Below are 20,157 nucleotides of genomic sequence, written 5' to 3' on the forward strand. Positions count from 1 at the left end.
AAGCCTTGAGGAGTGCTCGAAATTCCACAGTCACGGTCCCGCCAGCAGCATGTTGAAATTGCGGAATTCCTGCAAGGTTTGATCCAATCCGGCGAACTTGCTCCTGGTGATCAGCTCCCGTCTGAAGCGGAGCTATGCGCACAGTTCGGCTCCTCGCGGGGCCCTGTCCGCCAAGCCGTGGCTACGTTGCGCTCCGAGGGGCTCGTGTCTTCTGGCCGTGGGCGACGGTCGACGGTGTTGGACACGCAGACGTCGAATAGCTTCGAAGCTTTGCTGTCTGCGACGACGTTCATCGAAGAAGAAGGCCACACTGCGGGCAAACAGATTCTTCATGTGGGGCAAGGCGCAGCGTCGGACACTGTCGCTGATGCTTTCGGCATCGAGCACGGAGAGCAGGTCGTTGAAATCAGGAGCATCCGCACCGCCGACGGTGTGCCGGTGATGTTGGAGACACTCTTCTTCCCCATCAGGATCGGCGAAAAACTGTTGAACCTGACGTCAGAGAGTAAACCTGTTCACCAGCAGCTCCTCGACATGGGCGTTGAGGTGGATAATATGGTGCGCAAAGCTCACATCTCTCAGGCCGACACGGATAAAGCTGGGCTGCTCCACATCAGCGAGGGCGCTCCCCTGTTCAACGTTCAGCTGCGCGCCTCCACCTACCAAGGTGAGACCGTGGAGTATGCGGAATATTCGGTGCGCGGTGATGTGATCACGCTCAGCCAATCCCACGTGCGTGGCGGCTCCGTCCCCGTGAAGCTGAGCCTGAACAGCGCACATATTAAGCACTCATAATTGGGTCATGCCCAGCCACAACGGCTAGCCTAAGTGCCCATGAAACTCTTCGGCGCAATGTGCAGCATCCTCAGCGCTGCCCTGTTGGTGGGCTGTTCAGCTGGCAGCACATCCACGAACATCGGCCGAATTGCACCGGGCAGTGTCATCGTCGCAACGACGGGTGCACCCGCATCGCTGGACTTCACCACCACCTCCGGTGCCGCGATTCCGCAGGCGCTCATGGGCAATGTGTACGAAACGCTCGTGCGTATCGACGACTCCGGCCAGCCCCAACCCTTCCTCGCCAACAGCTGGGACGTCAGCCAGGACCGCTTGGAGTACACATTCCACCTCAAAGACGGTGTGACGTTCTCCAACGGCGATGCGTTCACGGCGGAGACCGCCGCTTTTTCCATCCAGTACGTGCAGGACTCCTGGACGAATGGCCTGGCTAAGCAGATGGCGCCGGTGGAGCACGTGGAAGTCCTGGACCCGCTGACGTTGAGGGTGCGGCTGAAGGCGCCGTCGAATAGCTGGCTGTGGTCGATGGGCACGCTGACGGGCGCAATGATGACGCCAAGCGGGATTGAATCGCTCGCCACCGATCCTGTGGGCACGGGCCCGTTCACCGTGAAGCATTTCGCCGTGGGTGAGTCCGTTTCCTTCGACGCGCGTGCGGATTACTGGGATACGCCAGCACGCCAGGATGCTGCGATCCGCTATTTCGCGGATGCGGTGTCGTCCGTCAATGCGCTGCGCGTGGGTGATGTGGACATGGTGTGGGCCCTCCAGGCACCGGAGCTGCTGCGTACGCTGCCGGACGCGTTTGATGTGCAAGTGGGCACCACGAACGGCGAGGTCTTGCTCAGCTTGAACAACAAGCGCGCGCCTTTCGACGACCCCACGGTGCGCCAAGCCGTCGCCTACGCCATCGACCGCCATGCGCTTGACGACGTCGTCTGGTCCGGCCTCGCCACCGACACCGGCGGTGCGCCCGTCCCGCCAACCGATCCGTGGGCGCAGGACAAGGACTACTACCCCTTCGACCCCGATACCGCCCGCGAGTTGCTCGCCGGCCGGGAACCGGAGATCACCCTCACTATCCCATCGCTCCCCTACGCCCAGGACGCCGCGGAGCTCATCTACTCCCAGCTCAAAGACGTTGGCTTCAAGGTGAAACTGGAAACGGTGGAATTCCCCGCCGTGTGGTTGAGCCAGGTGCTCAAACAGGGTGACTACCAGGCCTCCCTCATCGCGCACGTGGAACCGCGGGACATGCAAACGTTGTTCGGCAACCCCGATTACTACTTGGGCTATGACTCCGCACGGGTCCGGGAGGACTTCGCTCGTGCTGATGAAGGAACCCCCGAAGAGCAGGTGGCGCGCATGCGTGATGCCGTGGACACCATCATGGCGGATGCCGGTGCGCTGACCTTGGTGAATATGCCTAACATCGTTGTCACCGCGCCTGGTGTGAGCGGTGTTGACCCGAACGTGATTACCGATGGACTTGTGCTTTCCGGTGTCCGGAAAGAAGGCACCTCATGACCCTTGCGAATATTGCGCGGTCGCTCCTCCGCTTCGTCGTGATGCTGGGTGTGGCCAGCATTCTCATCTTCATGTTGCTGCGCGCTGTCCCTGGCGACCCGGCGCGGATCGCCCTGGGTGTGACGGCGTCTGAGGAAGATGTGGCCAAGCTGGCAGCACAGCTGGGCACGGACCGTCCCCTGGTCGTGCAGTACCTCGATTGGATGCGGGGGCTGCTCACCGGTGATTTCGGTGTTTCTTTGGCTAGCAAGCAGGACATCACGCCACTGGTGTGGGACCGCGTGCAGGTGTCCCTCATTCTGACGGTCTGCGCCATGATCCTCTCGTTGCTCATCGCCATTCCTGTGGGCACGTATTTGGCGCGGCGCCACCGGAAAGTGGATGCGGCGGTGGTTTCTGCCCTGACGCAGGTGGGTATCGCTGTCCCCAGCTTCCTCGTGGGCATTCTCGCGGTGGCCGTGTTTTCTGTGTGGTTGGGGTGGCTCCCGGCTAATGGCTGGGTGCCGCCGAATGCGGACTTCGGTGGGTTTATTTCCCACCTGATCTTGCCGGTGGTGGCGCTCACTTTGGTGCAGGCAGCCATTCTGACCCGGTACGTGCGCTCAGCGCTGCTGGAGGAGATGGGCAAGGACTACGTGCGCACTGCCCGCGCGGTGGGCCTGTCCACCCGCAAGGTGCTCTACCGCCACGCTTTTCGTAACGCTGCCCTACCGGTGCTGACGGTGACTGGGTTGCAGCTGACCTCCCTCATCGTGGGTGCCGTGGTGATTGAGCGGGTGTTTGCTATCCCGGGGATCGGCTCGATGCTTCTCGACGCCGTGGCCACGCGCGACCTCACCACGGTGCAAACGCTCATGATGTTGCTGGTGGTCTTCACCTTGGCGGTGACACTGCTCGTGGATGTGCTGTACCGCATCATTGACCCGCGTTTGAGGAGGCAGGCATGAAAAAGGCTCGGCTACAGGCGCAATTAGGTGTTGGTGCGGTACTCGTTGGCCTCGTTGCCCTCATGGCGATAGTCGCCTTCGTGTGGACACCCTATGACCCCGTCCACGCCATACCGGAGCACCGCCTCCAAGGCATGAGCGCCCAGCATTGGTTGGGCGCGGACCAGTACGGGCGCGACATGTTGAGCCGCATCATGGACGGCGCACGCATCTCCATGCTGGTGGCCGTGGCCTCAGTCGCGTTGTCCGCCATCATTGGTGTGCCGCTGGGTATCTGGGCTGGCATGTCACGCGGCTGGGTGGATCAGGTGATTATGCGCAGCAATGACCTCTTGCTGGCATTCCCGGCGCTGCTGCTGGCCATCGTGTTCACTGCTGTCTTTGGCGCATCCATGTGGATCGTGGTCCTGGCTATCGGCATCGCTGGAATCCCTGGCTTTGCCCGCGTGGCCCGAGTAGGGGCTATGCAGGTGATGTCGCAGGACTACATCTTGTCCGCGCGGGTCTCCCAAGTTCCGGGCCCAGTGATCGCGTGGCGGCACGTGCTGCCCAACATCACGGCCACCCTCACTGTCCAGGTCTCCGTGGCACTCGCCTTGGCCATCCTCGCGGAAGCTGGCTTGTCCTTCCTGGGTCTCGGCACGCCCGCACCCTACGCGTCCTGGGGCAGGATGCTGCAGTCCTCCCAGGCCTACTTGGCCACCGCCCCTCAGCTGGCACTGTGGCCTGGGCTCGCTATCGCTGCCGCGGTCCTAGGCTTCAACCTGCTCGGAGATGCCCTGCGTGATGCACTCAATCCAAGGAGGGCACGATGAGCCAGCTCGTCACCGTGGAACACCTGACCATCCCCGGCATCCTCAACGACATCAGCTTCCACATCGCCCCCGGTGAGCGCGTGGGGCTCATCGGAGAATCCGGTTCCGGCAAATCCATGACGGCCATGACCATCATGGGGCTCCTCCACCCCTCGTTGGAGGCGCAAGGCACCGTCGAAGTCAAGGGCCAGGAGCCGTCCCGCGCACTGCGGGGCAATACCGTCGCCATGGTGTTCCAGGAGCCGATGACGGCGTTGGATCCGCTGATGAGCGTCGAAAAGCAAGTGGCTGAAGCGTGCGACCTGGCACGTGCGCGGGAGCTACTCAAGGAAGTTGGCATTGAGCGTACTGGGGCTTATCCGCACGAGCTGTCCGGCGGCCAGCGGCAACGCGTACTCATCGCGCTGGCGATCGCGGGCGACCCTGATCTACTCATCTGTGATGAGCCCACGACCGCCCTCGACGTGACGGTGCAGCGGCAGATTCTGGAGCTACTCGACCGCCTCGTGCGCGAGCGCGGCATGGCGTTGCTGTTTATCACCCATGATCTCGGCGTGATCCGGCAGATGACGGACCGCATCCTGGTGCTGCGCGACGGCGCGATCGTCGACCCGGATGCGAGCCTCGATGCCCCCGCGACGGAGTACACCGCGCAGCTTGTCGCTGCCTCGCGGCCCGGCGCGCCTGCCGCCGTCCGGCCGGTTGGGGAGCCCGTTATTCAGCTCAAAAACGTCACCTGGCAGCGCGGCGATACGGTGGCGCTCGATGATGTGTCCTTGACCGTCCATCGTGGCCAGCGCATCGGCATCGTCGGCGGTTCCGGCTCCGGCAAGACGTCCATGTTGCGTCTCATCGCGGGGCTCAATGAGCCTGATTCGGGCACCGTCACGGTCGACGGCGGGATTCAAATGGTGTTCCAGGACCCGTACTCTTCCCTGAACCCGCGCCGCCGCGTGCGCGATTCCATCCGGGAAGCAGGCGTGTCACGCACCCGCGCGAATGAGGCGCTCGCCCAGGTGGGTCTCGACGGCGTGGGCGCGCGTTTCCCGCACGAATTCTCCGGCGGTCAGCGTCAACGCATCTCCATCGCACGCGCCGCCGCACCACGGCCGGAGATTCTCATCGCGGATGAGCCGGTCTCCGCACTCGACGTCTCCGTGCGCGCGCAGGTGCTCGAGCTTATCGACGACCTCGTCGTCCACGACTCCCTCACCCTCCTCTTCGTCTCCCACGACCTCTCCGTGGTGCGGCAGGTGTGCCCCACCATCGCGGTCCTGCATGAAGGGCGCGTGGTAGAAACCGGCCCGACGGAAGAGGTGTGGGCGAACCCGCAGCACGAGTACACCCGCTCGCTGCTGCGTGCTATACCCCAGCTGTGAGTGCGGCTACTTCAGAACGGTGACGTTGCCGTCCTCTGCAACGCGGATCTTCGCCGCGGAGGCTGCCGCCAGGTTGACGCGCTGCCAAGACCCACCGGGGCCCTGCCAATCCAGCGGATTACCCGCTGCGGAAGCGGTCTGAGCGATGATCTGCGCGCGCTGGTGGTGGTTGAGCTCCGGGAAGGAACCCGCGATCAGCGTTGGTGCTGCCTGCGGCACGATCATCGGTGCATCGCGGTGGTAGATCGGCGCGAAGTCGTAGTTGTTCCACGCGGTTGCCTGCGACACCGCGGTGGGGGTGGGAACGAATGGCTTGTCCGAGGCCACGAGATCCCTGATGGGCTTGCCCGCGCGCCACTCGATCTCCGCGCGCAGTTCAGCAGCGGCCTGGTTCAAAGCGTCGCGCATCTTCGGGTCGTTGAGACGATCCGCCGCCGCAGCCTGACCAGACATGCGACCACCAATGACATCCAGCGGGTAGTGCACGCCCAGCACAACACGGCTGTTGCCCGCCAGTGCGCCACGGTAGTGCAGTTGCGGGGCAACCTCAGGAACCATGTATGCCAGCAGTGACGTCATCAACGTCGCCTGGTTGGTGTGGCCGGATGGGAAGGACTTGGACGTCAGGTAGAGCTCTTTGCCCGGCGGGTTGTAGCGCTTGATCTTGTCCGGCATCGCCATGTGCGGGCGGGGGTACTTGAAGATCTCCTTCTCCACAAAGGTGGAACTAGCAAGACCACCAGTGCGGGCCAGGTAGCCATTGCCCAGCAGGAACTGTGTCTTAGGCAGACGCCCCTCCGTCAGCGCGGTGCGGAAGTACGTGCCAAATTGCTCACCGAGGCCTTCCGACAGAGCGAACAGCAGCTCCTCGGAGGAAGCAGATGCGTCGATCTGCGCGCTGCGGATACGCGCCGGATCCGACTCAGCAGCATTATTGATGGCCACCACCTGAGCGCGGTTGGAGTCCATCACATCCGGGCGCCTGTCACGCAGCTCCGGGAACAAGCGGTTGACCTCCGCATAAATGCCGTGCTCGTAGGCCGAACGATCGGAGATGTAGCCCACCAGATAATCCGGGCTAAATGGGACTGGCACTGGCGCACCGTCAATGTGCGTGGGCACCTGACCGCTGTACCACCCGGTAGCCGGGTCACGCAGCTGCGGGATAGTAAAGGGCAGGTCCTGTGCCGATGCAGCCGGAGCGGTTGTAACACCGAACAGGGCGCTCGTCACAGTGGTGGTAGCAAGGACGGCAGCGAGAAAAGGGCGCTTCATTAGGGGAGCTCCAAAAAGTACAGACGGGAAAATTCCCGCTCAGACTAACCCGGTTACGCAGACCCCGCTACTCTTAAGCGCATGATCGTGGTTGCCGGATCCATTAACGCTGATCTCACCGTCAATGTTGCACGTCATCCGCTTCCCGGGGAGACCCTGCTGGGCACCGGCGGCGGCATCACCCCTGGCGGTAAAGGCGCCAACCAAGCGGTGGCGGCTGCCCGTTTGGGCTCCCCCGTCGCACTCATCGGTGCGGTGGGCAAGGATGCAAATGCGGCGCCGGCGACCCAATTACTCGCCGATGCGGGCGTGGATCTGTGCGCCGTGGAAACTCTCGACGACGTCACCGGGCTCGCCGTCATCACCGTCGCCGAAGACGGGGAGAACACCGTGATGGTGATTCCGGGGGCGAATGCGGGGGTGACCGTCGATAAGCATGCAGAGCTTATTGAGCGCGCGGAGATCCTCCTGCTGCAGGGCGAAATTCCGGCGAAGAGCTGCGAGCGCGCAGTGGCGATTGCGCAGGCAGCGGGCGTGCGCGTGGTGGTCAATCTTGCCCCGGTGATCCCCGTGGACCCCGCGGTGCTCTTCGCGGCGAATCCGCTGGTGCTCAACGAGCATGAGGCCACGCTTGTTGCAGGTCAGCTAGGCCTTGAGGCGCCGGTCACCGCATCTGATCTTGTCCGCGCCGGCGTGCCCTCGGTGGTGATCACGTACGGCGCTGACGGCGCAACCATCGCGGATGCACAGGGCTCGACTCACATCCCCGCGGCCTCGGTGAAACCCGTCGACACAGTCGGCGCCGGCGATGCGTTTACCGGCGCGCTGTGCCACATGCTGCACGAGAGAGCATTGCTTATCGACGCCGCCCGGTACGCCTCCCGCGTCGGCGCCTTCGCCGTCACCCGCCCCGGCGCGCAGCCCTCCTACCCGTGGCCGGAAGACGAACTGCCGGAGCTGGACTAAGCGCGCTCTAGCGCGTGATGTACAGCATCAACGCCGGGTCGAGCACGTGCTCCTCGTGGCGCTCAAAAATCTCGGTGAGACCCTCAAACACTTCGAGTTCAGCCACGCTCAGCTGAACCTGCTCATGGGGGAACGCATCCATAGGCATGATCATAAGCCTCTGCCCTACCTGACGCTGCGCGCCGTGTCGAAGACCCCCTGAAAGAGCTCCTTGCCGTGCAGATAGATCGCGTCATGGTCCCACGTGGGGTGCGACCACACGGTCATCTCACCGATCTGCTTCGCGACGTTCACCGCCCGCTCATAGTGAATAAACATGTCGTGCTCGAAGAGGGCGACAACGGCTGGGACGGTGTTTTCCCGCAGCTGCTCCTCGTTGAACACGCGCGACCAGTCCGTCTTCTCGTGCATCTCGTGCACCACATCGCGGAAGGGGCGCAACGCCGGATCTTCATCAAAGTGGTGTTGGAAGAAGTGGTTGCCCAGCAGGTAGAACGGTTCACTCTCATCCGTCGGATCTGCATCAAGCGCGAACCCGGCGCGGCCCTCAACCGCACGGTGCGCCGCCCAATTCGTGCTCACCCCCGGGGCCCCGAAGAGCGTTTCGTGCAGCACAGCCCACAGCGGGTTGCCCTGGAGGCCGACGTACTGGCTCATCCACCCCAGGAAGTCCCCACGCAAGTGCTTCTCCCCGCCGCGGCGGATGAAGGGTTCTTCCAACAACACGGCGAGGTTGTGGAAACCAGGCTCCTCCCCCAGCGCCACACCGATGAAGCGGAACCGCTGCGAACTCAGGCGCTCCCCCGTGGGCAGGATCTCTTCCGTGTTGTCTAGGTGGTGGCAGATCTCACGCACGGTCTGCTCCGCATACGGCACCGTTTTGTAGAACTCCTGCACGCGCTTTTCCAGCAGGTCCAGGGTGATCGTGTTGTACTCCAGCGGAGTCCACCCGATCTGGGGCACAGCACCGGTCAAGTACGCCTGCCTAATCGAGTCCGGGTAGTAGGACAGGTAGCTGGCAGTGCACAGCGCCCCGAAGGAATTACCCAGCACGTCCCACTTTTCAAAGCCCAAGTGCTCACGCAGATCCTCCGCATCCGCCACAACATCCGGGCAGCGCAGCTTGGAGATGATGTCCGAACGGATCAGTTCCGGTGTCGTCCGGTCAATCTTCCCGGAACGGCCCGTGCCACGCTCATCGAGGAGATACACCGTGTAGTGCTTCAGCGCCTCCGGGATCCACCCCTGCATCACGCGTGGCGCCGGGTTGCCAGGGCCACCTTGCAGGAACAGCAGCGGTGGTTTCTTCCGGCCCCTTTCATCACCTTCAGGTGACGAAAGCTCACGAGCGAAGAGTTCAAACGTGCCTAGCTCGGGTTTTTCGCGGTCCCACGGCACATCCAGAACATGTTCAGTGACAGTAACTCCGGGTGGAATGATCGTAGACAGCATGCCCACGAGCATAGCGTCACGGGTTGGCCCCCTAGGCGAGGCAACTTTTTGCCTCGCCTACTCCTCGTCGGTGGACAGCGCCGCCACGAATGCTTCCTGTGGAACGGTGACCGAACCGATGGATTTCATGCGCTTCTTACCGGCCTTCTGCTTCTCCAGCAGCTTGCGCTTACGGGAGATATCGCCGCCGTAGCACTTGGACAGAACGTCCTTGCGCAGGGCGCGAATGTTTTCACGCGCGATGATCTTCGAACCGATCGCTGCCTGGACGGGCACCTCGAACTGCTGGCGTGGGATGAGCTCCTTGAGCTTCTTGGTCATCTTGTTGCCGTACCACTGCGCAGAGTCACGGTGCACGATCGCGGAGAACGCATCCACCGGCTCACCCTGGAGGAGGATGTCCACCTTGACCAGGTCCGCTTCCTGCTCGCCCGCCTCCTCGTAGTTGAGGGAGGCATAGCCCTTGGTGCGGGACTTCAGCATGTCAAAGAAGTCGAAAATGATCTCACCGAGCGGCATGATGTAGCGCAACTCCACGCGGTCCTCGGAGAGGTACTCCATGTTCTTCATCTGGCCACGCTTGGACTGGCACAGCTCCATCGTCGTGCCCACGAATTCCTGCGGGACGATGATGGTCATGTTCACCGTCGGCTCATAGACCTCAGGGATCTTGCCGCTCGGCCAGTCAGACGGGTTGTGCACCATCGACTCCGTGCCATCCTCCGCAATCACACGGTAGGTCACGCTCGGCGCGGTCGAGATCAGATCCAGGTCGAACTCACGCTCCAGGCGGTCGCGGGTGATCTCCATGTGCAGCAGGCCAAGGAAGCCGCAGCGGAAACCGAAGCCCAGGGCGACGGAGGTTTCGGGCTCCCAGGTGAGGGAGGCGTCGTTAAGCTGCAGCTTTTCCAAGCTCTCGCGCAGCGCCGGGAAGTCCTCCTGGGACACAGGGAACAGGCCCGAATAGACCATCGGCTTGACTTCCTCGAAGCCCGCGAGCGCCTCTTCCGCACCCTTCGACGCCCACGTGACCGTATCGCCCACACGCGTCTCACGGACATCCTTCACGCCGGTGATGAGGTAGCCCACCTCACCCGGGCCGAGGCCCTTGGTCTTCTGCATCGTCGGGGAGACAATGCCGATTTCGAGGATCTCGTGGGTCACGCCCGTGTTCATCATCTGAACCTTTTGGCCGGACTCAAGCTTGCCGTCCATCATGCGGATGTACGTGACCACGCCGCGGTAGGTGTCATAGACCGAGTCAAAGACCAGCGCACGCGCCGGAAGATCAGCACCAACGCTGCCTTCAGACGCACCCGGTGAAGACGGTGCCGGAATAAGCTCCACCACGCGGTCCAGCAGCTCCGGCACACCCTGGCCAGTCTTACCGGAGACACGCAGCACCTCATCGACTTCACAGCCAATGATGTGCGCGATTTCCTCGGCGTACTTATCCGGGTCAGCCGCCGGCAAGTCAATCTTGTTCAGAACCGGGATGATCTCCAGGTCATTCTCCATGGCCATGTACAGGTTGGCCAGGGTTTGGGCTTCGATGCCCTGAGCAGCGTCGACAAGAAGAATCGCACCCTCACACGCATCGAGCGAACGTGACACCTCGTAGGAGAAGTCCACGTGCCCCGGCGTATCGATCATCTGCAGGACCATCTCTTCGCCCGCATGCGCGCCAGTCTTTGGCACCCACGGCAGACGCACGTTCTGCGCCTTAATCGTGATGCCGCGCTCACGCTCAATGTCCATGCTGTCGAGGTACTGGTCGCGCATATCGCGCTCCTCCACAACATTGGACAGCTGCAAAATGCGGTCTGCCAGCGTCGACTTACCGTGATCAATGTGAGCAATGATGCAGAAATTACGGATCCTCGCCGGATCCGTAAACGTCTGCAATGCAAAATTGGTGTTCTTGGCCATCGCGCCTCACTCTACCGTGGCCTGCGCACAAGCAAGCAATTGCTTATACGCGCCCCGCCGCGGGTGCCCCCAACCCCACAGCCCTCAAACATTTCCCCCGTTAACTGTCGCTCAATCGACGAACGTTCTAGGCTAGGAAACATGGCACTGTGGCGGCGCCCAAAATGGGCAGGAAAAGGCAAACTCCGGCGGGACTCATCCCCGCTGGATGAAGGCCTCAAGCTGCTCAGCGAACGCCTAGGCAACTCCCCTACCAGGCACCATCGCCGCCCCGCACGCACCAAGGTGTTCCCCACCGCCGAGATTCCGCGCAGCATCTTCTATGCCCCGGACATGGACGGCCAAGCCGAGCCCGGCGAGGTGGTGTGGTTCTACGTCCCCGCCACCCCACCGCGCGAGCGTTCCATGCTGGTGGTAGGCCGTGACCGCCAAGATGTCCTTGGCCTTCTTATCTCCTCCAACGACAACCACGCTGACGATGACGCGTGGTTGCCCATCGGCACCGGCGAGTGGAAAACCACCGGCGAGCCTTGCTGGGTCCGCTTGGACAAAACGCTGGCCATCCCCGAAACGGACCTGCGCCGCCGTGGCGCACTCTTCCCGCCCCACCGCTTTGACCGCGTTGCGGATTATCTACGGAAGCACTTTGACTGGGCGTAGCGTTTTGGCCTGCTTGGGCGCCACCTGCTAGGGTTTACCCGTTATTCGCTCTGGCATTCGTGCCATTGCATCACACGCCATAGGCAGGACCTTGGGTTTGTGGCCACTCACAAGTTGTGGTGTTTGAACGAGTGGATGCAGTAATTTTTCGAACTTCAGATACGTCAAGAGGTACATCATGGCAAACATCAAGCAGCAGAAGAAGCGCGTTATCACCAACGAGAAGCGCCGCATGCGCAACAAGAGCATCCGCTCCGCAGTGCGCACCGAGATCCGCAAGTTCAACGCAGCCATCGAGGCTGGCGACGCTTCCGCAGCAGAGGCACAGCTGCGCGTTGCTTCCCGCAAGCTGGACAAGGCCGTGAGCAAGGGCGTCTTCCACCGCAACAACGCGGCTAACAAGAAGTCCAACATGGCTAAGGCCTTCAACAAGCTGGGCAAGTAAGTCAGCGTAGGGCACCGTAAGGCTCTGCTCTTATCCACCCTGTTCCGCACTGCGGAGCAGGGTTTTGTTGTTCCATCCCACCGGTGCGCTTAAGATTTCGCGCATGCAAAAATTCCGCCGCGGTGCCCTAGCCGCTCTTACTGCCGCTGCCCTCACCGCCGGCGTTTGTCTTCCCCACACCGCCGCGCAAGCTCAGGCGCAAGACTTTTCCTCCATGTCCTCCAAGGCCGGCCGCGAATTCATGGAGATGTCTTCTGCTTTCTTGCAGCAGTTTCCCTCCATTGCTTCCGCTCCCGGCGGGGTGAAGCGCTACGTCACCGCTGGTGGCATGAACCGCGAGTACACGCTGGTCCTGCCGGGTAACTATGATCCGGCGCGCTCCTACCCGGTGATCATCGGCTTCGGTGGCTGGCAGCACAATGCTGCGCAGACCCAGTCCTATGAGCGCCTGGAGCAGGCTGCGCAGGGGCGGGCGATCGTCGTGTACGCCCAGGGTGTTAACAACGCGTGGGGTGGTGCCCCGTATGCAGATACGTCCCTTCAGTCGGATATCGCGTATGTCCGCGCCATCATCAATGACCTCAACGCATCCCACAACATCAACCGTGGTCGTGTGTACGCGGCTGGTCTGTCCAACGGTGGTGGCATGGCCACGGCGCTGGCGTGTCATGCCCCGGACCTGGTCGCAGCCGTCGCAAGCGTGGCCGGCGCCTACTACAACCCCACGGTGTCCGGCTGCGCTAACGGTTCCGTGCGCACCTTGCTCATGCACGCGGACAATGATGACGTTGTCCACTACGACGGCGGCAACCGCCACGGTGCCCCCTACAAGTCCGTCCGCACCGTGTTCTATGACCAGGGTGTGCGCAATGGCTGCACCATGAATGCGGTGACCCCGCGCAAGCAGGGCAACGCCACCGCTTTCACCCCGAACCACTGCCGCACGCACACAGAAATTGTGAAGATCCATGGCGGCGGCCACACGTGGTTCACCAGCCCCAGCGCGACGAACTGGGTGGTTAAGTTCTTCCTTGGCTAGAGGGCCTAACCAACCAAACCAAGGAGGCCCCGGACGATGAGCAGGGTGCCGGCGACGATGAAGAATGCGCCGGCACCCATGTCAATGTAGGGCCCCGCGCTGAAGAGTTTGCGGCGCACGCGCTCGGTGGACACGAGCATGCAATAAGCCATAAACAGCACGAACGAGGACAGCCACAGCGCGGCAATCACGATGAGAGCGGTGCCCACCGTCGGGGACGTGGGCAGTAGTGGCGCGACCAGTGCCGCGAGGAAGAGCACGATCTTAGGGTTGGATAGGTTCGTGGCTACACCCGTCGTGAAGGCTGAGCGCACCGAACCAAGACGCTGCACGGCCTCCTCCAGGTCCAGCGGCGGGTCGAGGCGATCACGCCAGCCCTGCCGCACGCTGGAAATACCCATGTAGAGAATCCAGCTGCCGCCGAGCACCTGGATCAGTTCCAGCAGCCACGGGAACGCAGTCAGCAGCGCGGCAGCCCCGAACACCGTCAGGGATGTCCACATGAGCACGCCGACATGGATGCCCACGGCAGCGGCCAACGCGTGCTTACGCGAGCGCGTGGCCATGCGGGTAAGTAGCACCACGTCCGGTCCGGGGGATGCGGCACCCGCCACGTTGACGGCGACAATCGCCGCAAGGTCGACGGGGTTCACTGCTGCATCTTCTCTACAAGGTCCGCGCGGTCAAACATTTGCGCCGTCGCAATCGCATCAGGCGTGCCCGCGTGCGGGTCCGCGCCCGCCGCCAAAAGAATGTCCACGATGGCGTCCTCTTTCTTGAACACCACCCCAGCCAAAGGCGTCTGTCCACGCGCATTTTGCTTATCGACGTCCGCTCCACGCCCCACCAGTCCCCGCACCAACTCCTCCTGGCCGGCATACGCCGCGAGCATGAGGAACGTGTTGCCGTCTTGGTTGGACAGGTTTACGTCCACGCCATGGTCGATGTAATCGAGCAGCGTGAGATCACCTTCGCGCGCCATGGTGAAAAGGCGCGTGGCAAATTCCTGGACGTCTTCGGGGATATCGGGGTCAATCACGTTGAGGCACCTTATCACGTGGTCAACGCACGTTATGCGCGCGGCTAGCGCGCAAGCATGGCGATGCGACGCACTGCATCCTCCACCGCGAAGTCCGGGTCACCGCCCTGCCCTTTGACCTCCGCGTCGAGGCGGGCAACGATGATCACGGCACGGCTCACCGCATCACCCGACCAGTTCCGAGCGATCTGCATTGTCTTCTTGGCTACAAAGGGGTGCATGCCAATCTCGCGTGCAATCTGGTCTGGGTTACCGCGGGTTTGGTACAGCTTCGCGATATCCCCAATCTTGTTCGCCAATGCCGCCGTGATTGCCACCGGGCTAATGCCCAACTGCAGTGCCCGGCGCGTGCTGGCCAAAGCCCGGTCGACGCGGCCGGTCACGGCCTGGTCCGCAATATCAAAGCCGGAGACTTCCGCCACGCCCGTGTAGTAGGCGCGGACGTCTGAGACGGTGAGGTCGCCAGAGGTGTCGTCGATAAGCTGCTCGATCGCAGACGCTAACTCGCGCAAATCCGAGCCGACGGATTCCAACAATGCTCCGACAACATCCGGCGTGGGGCGCACCCCACGGCGGCGGAACTCGTTTTGCACCCACGACTGGCGCTCACGCTGATTGAGCGAACCTGCCTCGTGCACCTGCGCTGCCTTACGGAACTTCGGCACATACGCCTTGTTCCGGCCCTTGCCGCTGTGCACGATCACCAGCGTCATCCCCGGAGCGGGATCGACCGCTGCCTGGAGCAACAACTCCGTGGGCTCCTTGCCGGCGAGATCCGTATCTTTGATCACCACCACGCGCTCCTGCGCGAACAGTGATGGGCTGGTGGCCTGCAGCAACTCGCCTTCAGTCACATCCCCGGCGCGCAGTACGGTGACCTCCGCCGCGGGGCTTGCTTGGTCGATGATGGCTTGCGTTGCACGTTCGGCGAGAAACTCGTCCTCACCAACCACCAAATGCACGGGACTGTGGCTGGACATGCGGGTCATTCTATTCTCCGAATTCTCCCGCGTGCAACGATGAAACCGGCGAGGATCCAGCCGTAACACACCACGACCAGCGCGGGACCTACTTCTACCGTGGCATGCGGTGCGCGGGCAATAGCTTCTGCCACCGTGCGCACCCACCCACCCAAAGGCCCGACCACCCACAACACCGGCGCGGCGAGGACATGGCTGATCTGCGCCAGAATCGCTGCGGCCATGCCCAGAACCGTGACTATTCCGGTAACGGGACTGACCAAGACATTCGCCACCACCGATGCCACCGGGATGCGCCCCACCATCGCCGCGATGAGCGGTGCAGTGGCCATATCCGCCGCGATGGCCACGGACAGTACGCGAACGAATATGTCCGGCCAGCCCGTACGCCCTAAGGCCTGGTAGATAAGCGGCGATAACGCGACGATGCTGCCGGTGGCCACCACTGATAAAGCGAAGGCGTAGTTCACCGCCAGGTCCGAATCGACCAGGATGAGCCCGATGATGGACAGACACAACGCGTGGATCGGCTCCGCGCGGCTGGAACTGATCACCGCCACTAATCCCACGAGCCCTGACACGGTGGCCCGCAACACACTGGGCTCAGGCCCGATGAGGCCCGCGTACACCACCAAGGCCACCCCGGCTGCTGCCAGTTGGGCGCGGAGCCCGCCACGCGCCAGCCGCGCGAGGATGAGCGCTGCTGTGGCCACGTACATGCAATTGGCGCCACTGACCGCACTGAGGTGGCTCAACCCCGTATCGATGTACGCCTGCTGCTCCTCCCCCGTCTGAAACGACACATCGCCCAACACCATCCCCGGAATGATGCCCTGGGCATGTGGCCCAACGTGTTCCACCACCGCGGCAGCAAACCGCTCCCGCACCCCAGCTGCGAATGCGGCAAAACCCTCGGGCGGGCGCAACACCTCCACATCGCCGTTGATGACAAAAGCGCCAACCCCCGGGCGCGTGGGGTCTTTCACCTGACCAGTAGCCGCAACCATCGCCCCCGGCACCGCCCCTTGCGGCAACGCACTGCTAAACACCGGCACGGCCGCCGGATATCCGTCCACCTGTAGGCGGAGGAGCCAGCTGCCGGAATCGAGTTCCTTGGGCATCCCGCTGATCATGCCCGTGATTCCCTGGTGCGCATTGAAGCCCTGCGCTACCGCGACACGCCACCATGCCAACGCCACAGAGCACGCACCGATCCCGCCGGTGAATATGGCTTGCCCCGGTTCGCGCCACAGAAGAAGCGCCAGCATCACGGCAGCGACGAGACCCAGCGCTGCCCATGGCCCCACCACGATCACCGCGATCGCTGCACCCCATACGCACAGCGCGGCCGGAACGAGGCGGAGTTCACGCATCAGAGGGTGACCAGATCTTTCATTGCTTCGAACTTGGCCGGACCAATCCCCTTCACATCCATGAGCTGCTCTACTGCGGTAAACGGCCCTGCGGATTCCCGGTGCGCCACAATCGCAGCCGCGGTGGCATCCCCCACCCCGGGCAGCACGGTGAGGTCAGCTGCCGTCGCGGAGTTCAGGGAGATGAGTCCCTGGCCCGGCTGCCCTGCCTCCTGGCCTGCCCCCGGCGCCTGCCCCTGGGCAAGGACGTGGATCTGCTGGCCATCCGCCACCACCTGGGCCAGGTTCACGCTAACCAGGTCCGCCTCTGGCAGCGGGCGCGCTTTCTCCAGTGCATCTGCCACGCGCGCACCATTTTCCAGAGTAACCAAGCCTGGCTGTTCCACCGCCCCCACCACCGCGACGATGACCTGCTCGGGTATGTCGCTTGATTCCGCAGCGGTGCTCCACAGCGGGGCTGCATCCCCTGCGGCCGGGTCAGGACTGCGCAGGCTTGACCACCCAACAGCAGCAAGACACACGGCAACAACACACCCAACTGCGGCCGCTGCCGTCCGCGGCGCAATGCGTAGACGCGGCGTCGGGTAATTCACCCGCATGAGCTCTTCTTCACCCGTCGGGCGGGTTAGTTCTTTGAGCCGGTCGAGTGCGCTCGAGGCCGTCGATGCGTTGGTGGATGCTGCCATGACCGTCACGCTAATGCGCGAGATCAATGGCGAAAAGGGCTCAACTCGCGGGCTGTGGATAACCGTAGTGACACGTCATCGAATCCGCGTTTTATCCACAGAAACACGAAAAAGTGCCCACTCAAGTGGGCACGCTGCAGCTCATCGGCTATTCCACCGTCGGGGTGGCAAAGAACACGGACAGTCCCAGGGCGCCCTCACCCGTGTGTACCATGATGACCTCATCCAGCGGATAGACCTCCACGGTGGAGCCTTCTGGCAGGGCTTCGCTGAGAAGCTCCTTGAGCGTCTCAGCGCTGTCTTTATCGCCCGCGTATTGAATAGCGGCGTAGCCCGGCATTCCATCCGCGCGCGCGACGACATGGTCAACGAGCCTGCTGAACGCCTTCTTCTGCGTGCGGGTCTTAATGGCCAGTTCCAACTTGCCGTCGTGCACCCGCAGAATCGGCTTCGTGGCCAGCAGCGCCGCGGACAGCATCGCGGTGGTCGCGGAGATACGGCCAGATTTGCGGATGTCATCGAGCTGGGAGAGGTACAACCAGGTCTCCGACAGAGCGAGTGCCCCCTTCGCAGCGGCAACGCAACCATCAAGGTCTGCACCAGCGCGTGCGAACGAAGCCGCAACAATCGCGGCGAAGCCCAAGGACATGCCGGCGGCGTCGGTGTCTATGACGCGCACGGTGTCGTCGAAAACTGCTGACGCACTCACGGCAGCCGACCACGTAGAGGACAACCGTTTGGATAGGTGCAGAGCAACCAGGCCCTCATCCCCGCCGCGCTCAAGCTGACGCGCATAGGCTGCGGCGAGTTCCAGGGAGCTTAGGCCCGAGGTCCCCTGAACCTCGCCCTTTTCGTCATCCTTGTCCGCGCTTTCTTCGCGCGTGATGTGCAAATCCAGGACGGTGATGTCCAGCTCGTCAGCGATGTGCGGCGGGATTCCCGCGGAACTGTCAGTGACAATACGAATGGTCATGGCGTACCCAGCCCCTGATTCCAGGCCTCCAAGTACCACTGCGTCTTGCCAGGCGTGCCGTCGAAGGCGGGCCGCGCCAGAAGCTGCGAAGTATTCGTGTTGTGCAGCCCCTTGAGCAGCGGGTACTGCGACTCATCCAAGTCCAACAAGTTCGAGGTCAGCGCCGAAATCGTGCCGCCGTGCGCAACGAAGAGCACGGTGTTGTCATCCCATTCGTCGAAATCTTGCATGAGCTTATCCACGACAGGCCGCGCCCTCTTCGCCACATCCAACCGTGATTCCCCACCCGGAGGCGCCCACGCGGGACTGTGACGCCATGCAGCGCGCGCACCCGGGTAGTCAGTGTCCACCTGCTGGTGCGTCATCCCCTGCCAGCTACCCAAGTGGGTTTCGCGCAGGCGCGGATCAAGTTCCACGTCCAAGCGCAGTTCCTCAGCGATAATCTCCGCCGTGCGACGCGCACGCCCCAGGTCAGAGGAGATGATCCGAATGATCCCAAAGTCCTTCGCCCACTGCGCAGCAGCGCGTGCTTGAGCGACACCGGTCTCCGACAGCTCTGTATCCAGCTGTCCCTGCATACGACGGCCAGCGTTGTACGTGGTCTGGCCGTGGCGCAGCATGATCAGTCGTCGCGTCATAGTCGTGGATTCTGGTGGTCGTAGGTTTAGTACTCGTCGTCGTTGCCAGGGCCTTCACCGGCCAGGGGCAGATCCTCGATGTTGTCGAGTGCACGGACGCTGGCGCCATCCTCACTCGTCGAAAATTGACCCGGGCGAACGTACGGCTCCACGCCGTCTACCTCAATGAGCGGGCAGTCAGCGTACAGGCGATCAAGGCCGTAGAACTCACGCTCAGCTTCACGCTGAATGTGCACGACGAACAGGCCGTAGTCCAAGAGGACCCAACGGAATTCACGGTTGCCTTCACGGCGCTTGGGTTCAGCACCAGCCTTGGTCAGCTGGTCCTCGACCTCCTCAACGATGGAGGCCACCTGGCGCTCATTATCGGCGGAGACAACCACGAAGATGTCAGTAATAGCCATGACGTCAGACACGTCAATCACAGCGATGTTGCTGCCGAGCTTTTCATCGGCGGCCTTCGCGGCGATGACGGCGAGGTCACGGGCGGTGTCCGAAGCAGTCAAGCTGGAACAATCCTTTTCTTCAAAGCTTAAAATTTCAGGGGTTCAATCGCCCTATACTCCCATGAAACACAGGGAATATGCCACTTATTGCCGGTACATGTCGTTTTTCGCGATGTACTGGACCACCCCGTCGGGCACGAGGTACCACACCGGGCGGCCAGAGGCGGCGCGCTCACGGCAGTTGGTGGAGGAGATTGCCATCGCCGGAATCTCAATCAAGTGGGTGCGTTCTTGGTGCTCTAGCGGCAGCATGTCCTCGGCCAGCTCATACCCCGGGCGGGTCACACCAACGAACTCGGCGAGCTCAAACATGGCCTCCCAGTCATGCCAGGACATGATGGATGCCAACGCGTCCGCACCAGTGATGAAGAACAACTCATCCTTCGGGTACTTCTCACGCATGTCACGCAAGGTGTCCACCGTGTAGGTCGCACCCGGGCGGTCAATATCCACGCGGGAGACGTTGAAGCGGGGGTTGGAGGCGGTGGCAATCACCGTCATCAAATAGCGGTGTTCCGCATCCGAGACATTCTTGCCTGCCTTCTGCCACGGCTGACCCGTGGGGACGAAGATGACCTCGTCCAACTCAAACACATCAGCCACTTCACTCGCTGCAACGAGGTGACCGTTGTGGATGGGATCGAAAGTGCCGCCCATGATGCCAATGCGCCGCGGCACATAAGAATCATGGGCGGAAGGTACAAGCTGCTCGGGCATAAAGGGCCTCTGC

At 62.5% G+C, this 20,157-nt stretch carries 22 protein-coding genes; 9 read left to right on the forward strand and 13 right to left on the reverse strand.

The window, feature by feature from the left end:
- Nucleotides 1-12: 12 nt before the first annotated feature.
- Genes L8U60_RS02890 through L8U60_RS02910 form a run of 5 tightly spaced genes read left to right on the forward strand, consistent with a single transcriptional unit; the run spans nt 13 to nt 5,466 of the window.
- Nucleotides 13-795, forward strand: a complete 783-nt coding sequence (locus L8U60_RS02890; protein ID WP_269964895.1) for a GntR family transcriptional regulator — start codon at nt 13-15, stop codon at nt 793-795.
- Between the two features lie 39 nt (nt 796-834).
- Nucleotides 835-2,325, forward strand: coding sequence for an ABC transporter substrate-binding protein (locus L8U60_RS02895; RefSeq protein WP_269964896.1), 1,491 nt, complete (start codon nt 835-837; stop codon nt 2,323-2,325).
- Nucleotides 2,322-3,272 carry an ABC transporter permease gene (locus L8U60_RS02900; protein WP_269964897.1) on the forward strand — a complete coding sequence of 317 codons (951 nt, stop codon included), beginning with the start codon at nt 2,322-2,324 and terminating at the stop codon, nt 3,270-3,272. Before L8U60_RS02895 ends, L8U60_RS02900 begins: the two co-directional genes overlap by 4 nt.
- Entirely contained in the window at nt 3,269-4,087 is an 819-nt protein-coding gene (locus tag L8U60_RS02905; protein WP_269964898.1) for an ABC transporter permease, read from the forward strand. The genes L8U60_RS02900 and L8U60_RS02905 overlap by 4 nt, the downstream gene beginning before the upstream one ends.
- The gene (locus L8U60_RS02910; RefSeq protein ID WP_269964899.1) at nt 4,084-5,466 is read left to right on the forward strand and encodes an ATP-binding cassette domain-containing protein; all 1,383 of its coding nucleotides are present in this window, start codon (nt 4,084-4,086) and stop codon (nt 5,464-5,466) included. Before L8U60_RS02905 ends, L8U60_RS02910 begins: the two co-directional genes overlap by 4 nt.
- A 6-nt stretch (nt 5,467-5,472) precedes the next feature.
- Here the strand turns inward: L8U60_RS02910 and L8U60_RS02915 are convergent, their stop codons facing one another.
- Nucleotides 5,473-6,741, reverse strand: coding sequence for an acid phosphatase (locus L8U60_RS02915; protein ID WP_269964900.1), 1,269 nt, complete (start codon nt 6,739-6,741; stop codon nt 5,473-5,475).
- 81 nt (nt 6,742-6,822) lie between these two features.
- On the opposite strand from L8U60_RS02915, the gene L8U60_RS02920 reads away from it, so the two are divergent.
- Entirely contained in the window at nt 6,823-7,707 is an 885-nt protein-coding gene (locus tag L8U60_RS02920; protein ID WP_269964901.1) for a ribokinase, read from the forward strand.
- 7 nt (nt 7,708-7,714) lie between these two features.
- Here the strand turns inward: L8U60_RS02920 and L8U60_RS02925 are convergent, their stop codons facing one another.
- From L8U60_RS02925 to lepA, 3 genes are read right to left on the reverse strand one after another with little or no spacing between them, the layout of a single operon-like run.
- Nucleotides 7,715-7,861: a hypothetical protein gene (locus L8U60_RS02925; RefSeq protein ID WP_269964902.1), complete on the reverse strand. Its 147-nt coding sequence runs from the start codon at nt 7,859-7,861 to the stop codon at nt 7,715-7,717.
- 11 nt (nt 7,862-7,872) lie between these two features.
- A complete protein-coding gene (locus L8U60_RS02930; protein ID WP_269964903.1) occupies nt 7,873-9,159 on the reverse strand; it encodes an alpha/beta fold hydrolase in 1,287 nt (428 codons plus the stop codon).
- 57 nt (nt 9,160-9,216) lie between these two features.
- The gene (gene lepA / locus L8U60_RS02935) at nt 9,217-11,088 is read right to left on the reverse strand and encodes a translation elongation factor 4 (RefSeq protein WP_269964904.1); all 1,872 of its coding nucleotides are present in this window, start codon (nt 11,086-11,088) and stop codon (nt 9,217-9,219) included.
- Nucleotides 11,089-11,229: 141 nt separating this feature from the next.
- Here lepA and L8U60_RS02940 point away from each other — a divergent pair, with 141 nt between their 5' ends.
- The 3 genes from L8U60_RS02940 to L8U60_RS02950 all read left to right on the forward strand — a co-directional run bounded on the left by L8U60_RS02940 (nt 11,230) and on the right by L8U60_RS02950 (nt 13,232).
- On the forward strand, nt 11,230-11,748 hold the full coding sequence (locus L8U60_RS02940) for a type II toxin-antitoxin system PemK/MazF family toxin (RefSeq protein WP_269964905.1): 519 nt from the start codon (nt 11,230-11,232) through the stop codon (nt 11,746-11,748).
- 178 nt (nt 11,749-11,926) lie between these two features.
- Nucleotides 11,927-12,193: a 30S ribosomal protein S20 gene (rpsT, locus tag L8U60_RS02945; RefSeq protein ID WP_269964906.1), complete on the forward strand. Its 267-nt coding sequence runs from the start codon at nt 11,927-11,929 to the stop codon at nt 12,191-12,193.
- Between the two features lie 103 nt (nt 12,194-12,296).
- Nucleotides 12,297-13,232: a CE1 family esterase gene (locus L8U60_RS02950; RefSeq protein ID WP_269964907.1), complete on the forward strand. Its 936-nt coding sequence runs from the start codon at nt 12,297-12,299 to the stop codon at nt 13,230-13,232.
- A 5-nt stretch (nt 13,233-13,237) separates the two neighbouring features.
- Here the strand turns inward: L8U60_RS02950 and L8U60_RS02955 are convergent, their stop codons facing one another.
- The 9 genes from L8U60_RS02955 to nadD form a co-directional block, all read right to left on the reverse strand.
- Nucleotides 13,238-13,885, reverse strand: coding sequence for a LysE family translocator (locus L8U60_RS02955; protein WP_269964908.1), 648 nt, complete (start codon nt 13,883-13,885; stop codon nt 13,238-13,240).
- The gene (locus tag L8U60_RS02960; protein WP_338026466.1) at nt 13,882-14,271 is read right to left on the reverse strand and encodes an ankyrin repeat domain-containing protein; all 390 of its coding nucleotides are present in this window, start codon (nt 14,269-14,271) and stop codon (nt 13,882-13,884) included. Before L8U60_RS02960 ends, L8U60_RS02955 begins: the two co-directional genes overlap by 4 nt.
- 44 nt (nt 14,272-14,315) lie before the next feature.
- Nucleotides 14,316-15,260 carry a DNA polymerase III subunit delta gene (gene holA / locus L8U60_RS02965; RefSeq protein WP_269964909.1) on the reverse strand — a complete coding sequence of 315 codons (945 nt, stop codon included), beginning with the start codon at nt 15,258-15,260 and terminating at the stop codon, nt 14,316-14,318.
- The gene (locus tag L8U60_RS02970; RefSeq protein ID WP_269964910.1) at nt 15,257-16,624 is read right to left on the reverse strand and encodes a ComEC/Rec2 family competence protein; all 1,368 of its coding nucleotides are present in this window, start codon (nt 16,622-16,624) and stop codon (nt 15,257-15,259) included. Before L8U60_RS02970 ends, holA begins: the two co-directional genes overlap by 4 nt.
- Nucleotides 16,624-17,310: a ComEA family DNA-binding protein gene (locus L8U60_RS02975; protein WP_269964911.1), complete on the reverse strand. Its 687-nt coding sequence runs from the start codon at nt 17,308-17,310 to the stop codon at nt 16,624-16,626. The genes L8U60_RS02970 and L8U60_RS02975 overlap by 1 nt, the downstream gene beginning before the upstream one ends.
- A 148-nt stretch (nt 17,311-17,458) precedes the next feature.
- Nucleotides 17,459-18,283 carry a DegV family protein gene (locus L8U60_RS02980; RefSeq protein WP_269964912.1) on the reverse strand — a complete coding sequence of 275 codons (825 nt, stop codon included), beginning with the start codon at nt 18,281-18,283 and terminating at the stop codon, nt 17,459-17,461.
- Complete coding sequence (locus tag L8U60_RS02985) at nt 18,280-18,921, reverse strand: histidine phosphatase family protein (protein ID WP_269964913.1); 642 nt, start codon at nt 18,919-18,921, stop codon at nt 18,280-18,282. The genes L8U60_RS02980 and L8U60_RS02985 overlap by 4 nt, the downstream gene beginning before the upstream one ends.
- Before the next feature lie 26 nt (nt 18,922-18,947).
- Nucleotides 18,948-19,427 carry a ribosome silencing factor gene (rsfS, locus tag L8U60_RS02990; RefSeq protein ID WP_269964914.1) on the reverse strand — a complete coding sequence of 160 codons (480 nt, stop codon included), beginning with the start codon at nt 19,425-19,427 and terminating at the stop codon, nt 18,948-18,950.
- An 84-nt stretch (nt 19,428-19,511) separates the two neighbouring features.
- The gene (gene nadD / locus L8U60_RS02995; RefSeq protein ID WP_269964915.1) at nt 19,512-20,144 is read right to left on the reverse strand and encodes a nicotinate-nucleotide adenylyltransferase; all 633 of its coding nucleotides are present in this window, start codon (nt 20,142-20,144) and stop codon (nt 19,512-19,514) included.
- Nucleotides 20,145-20,157: the final 13 nt, after the last annotated feature.

The organism is Corynebacterium meitnerae, from assembly GCF_027570075.1.
Lineage (GTDB): Bacteria > Actinomycetota > Actinomycetes > Mycobacteriales > Mycobacteriaceae > Corynebacterium > Corynebacterium meitnerae.

Bases quoted from the DNA above. Each gene is read 5' to 3' on its own strand.
- L8U60_RS02895 (WP_269964896.1), top strand. From the start codon at position 835: ATGAAACTCTTCGGCGCAATGTGCAGCATCCTCAGCGCTGCCCTGTTG.
- L8U60_RS02900 (WP_269964897.1), top strand. From the start codon at position 2,322: ATGACCCTTGCGAATATTGCGCGGTCGCTCCTCCGCTTCGTCGTGATG.
- L8U60_RS02905 (WP_269964898.1), top strand. From the start codon at position 3,269: ATGAAAAAGGCTCGGCTACAGGCGCAATTAGGTGTTGGTGCGGTACTC.
- L8U60_RS02910 (WP_269964899.1), top strand. From the start codon at position 4,084: ATGAGCCAGCTCGTCACCGTGGAACACCTGACCATCCCCGGCATCCTC.
- L8U60_RS02915 (WP_269964900.1), bottom strand. From the start codon at position 6,741: ATGAAGCGCCCTTTTCTCGCTGCCGTCCTTGCTACCACCACTGTGACG.
- L8U60_RS02920 (WP_269964901.1), top strand. From the start codon at position 6,823: ATGATCGTGGTTGCCGGATCCATTAACGCTGATCTCACCGTCAATGTT.
- L8U60_RS02925 (WP_269964902.1), bottom strand. From the start codon at position 7,861: ATGATCATGCCTATGGATGCGTTCCCCCATGAGCAGGTTCAGCTGAGC.
- L8U60_RS02930 (WP_269964903.1), bottom strand. From the start codon at position 9,159: ATGCTGTCTACGATCATTCCACCCGGAGTTACTGTCACTGAACATGTT.
- lepA (WP_269964904.1), bottom strand. From the start codon at position 11,088: ATGGCCAAGAACACCAATTTTGCATTGCAGACGTTTACGGATCCGGCG.
- L8U60_RS02940 (WP_269964905.1), top strand. From the start codon at position 11,230: ATGGCACTGTGGCGGCGCCCAAAATGGGCAGGAAAAGGCAAACTCCGG.
- rpsT (WP_269964906.1), top strand. From the start codon at position 11,927: ATGGCAAACATCAAGCAGCAGAAGAAGCGCGTTATCACCAACGAGAAG.
- L8U60_RS02950 (WP_269964907.1), top strand. From the start codon at position 12,297: ATGCAAAAATTCCGCCGCGGTGCCCTAGCCGCTCTTACTGCCGCTGCC.
- holA (WP_269964909.1), bottom strand. From the start codon at position 15,260: ATGACCCGCATGTCCAGCCACAGTCCCGTGCATTTGGTGGTTGGTGAG.
- L8U60_RS02970 (WP_269964910.1), bottom strand. From the start codon at position 16,624: ATGCGTGAACTCCGCCTCGTTCCGGCCGCGCTGTGCGTATGGGGTGCA.
- L8U60_RS02975 (WP_269964911.1), bottom strand. From the start codon at position 17,310: ATGGCAGCATCCACCAACGCATCGACGGCCTCGAGCGCACTCGACCGG.
- L8U60_RS02980 (WP_269964912.1), bottom strand. From the start codon at position 18,283: ATGACCATTCGTATTGTCACTGACAGTTCCGCGGGAATCCCGCCGCAC.
- L8U60_RS02985 (WP_269964913.1), bottom strand. From the start codon at position 18,921: ATGACGCGACGACTGATCATGCTGCGCCACGGCCAGACCACGTACAAC.
- nadD (WP_269964915.1), bottom strand. From the start codon at position 20,144: ATGCCCGAGCAGCTTGTACCTTCCGCCCATGATTCTTATGTGCCGCGG.